At 64.9% G+C, this 1,166-nt stretch carries 1 pseudogene; it reads left to right on the top strand.

Features of this window, described 5'->3' with window-relative positions:
- Positions 1-1,131, top strand: a pseudogene (locus ACZ7GZ_RS43440) (IS110 family RNA-guided transposase); the annotation flags it as partial.
- Positions 1,132-1,166: the final 35 nt, after the last annotated feature.

The following is a 1,166-nucleotide window of genomic DNA, read 5'->3' as shown; positions in this document are numbered from 1 at the left end:
ACACCGACGGTGCCAGGCTGTTGTCGCGTCGGGTGGCTAATGACGAACCTGAACTGCTGCAGCTCATCGCTGACGTCCTGGCGCTGGGGGACGATGTCACCTGGGCCGTCGACATCCCCGATGGCGGTGCGGCCCTGCTGATCGCCGTGCTGGTCAACCATGATCAGCATCTGCTCTATATCCCCGGCCGCGTGGTCAACCGAGCGTCCGGTGGTTATCGCGGCGAGGGCAAGACCGATGCCCGCGACGCGCTTGTCATCGCTGATCAAGCTCGTATGCGCCGCGACCTGAACCCAGTGCGGCCTGGAGACGAGGACACGGTGGAACTGAAGCTGTTCACGGCCCGCCGCGCTGATCTTGTGTGCGACCGCACCCGCGCCGTCAATCGGCTGCGCGGAGCGCTGACCGGCATGTTTCCCGCACTGGAACGAGCTTTGGAACTGACCAATGCCGGTCCGTTGGTGCTGTTGACCGGATATCCAGACCCCGGCCGCGATCCGCCGTATGGGTGCAGGCCGTCTGGAGACCTGGTTGCGCAACCGGAAGGTCCGCGGCGCCGCCACGCTGGCGCGGGCCGCCGTCGAGGCAGCCGAACGACAGCACACCGCAGTCGTCGGCGAGAAGGCCATTGCCCAGATGCTGCAAACTCTGGCGAGGGAGGTGATCTCCCTCAACGAGAAGATCGCCGAGGTCGACAAGCTCATCGAAAGCCGGTTTCGTCAGCACGAACTCGCCCCCGTGATCACCAGTCTGCCCGGGATCGGCCCACTTCTCGGAGCTGAGTTTCTGGCAGCGACTCAAGGAGACCTCGCCTTCTTCGCCTCGTCCGACCGCTTGGCAGGCTTCGCCGGCCTCGCTCCCGCACCTCGAGATTCCGGACGCGTCAACGGCAACCTCCACCGACCGAAGCGATACCACCGCGGACTGCAACGAGTCTTCTACACCTCCGCCCTCATCAGCATCCGCAGCTGCGCGGAATCCCGTCGGTTCTACGACCGCAAGAGAGCAGAAGGAAAGCGGCACACCCAAGCCGTGCTGGCCCTCGCTCGCCGCCGCGTCCACGTCCTATGGGCGCTTCTGCGTGACAGGCGATGCTACGAAGTCCTACCACCCGTCACCGCAGCAGCTTGACAACGACATTGGGAAGTGTCCTACGTGGTGAGGCG

The sequence above is a fragment of the Streptomyces sp. NPDC037288 genome (genome assembly GCF_055603265.1).
Note: the sequence above shows the minus strand (reverse complement) of the source record. Positions and strands in the feature narration are given on the sequence as shown.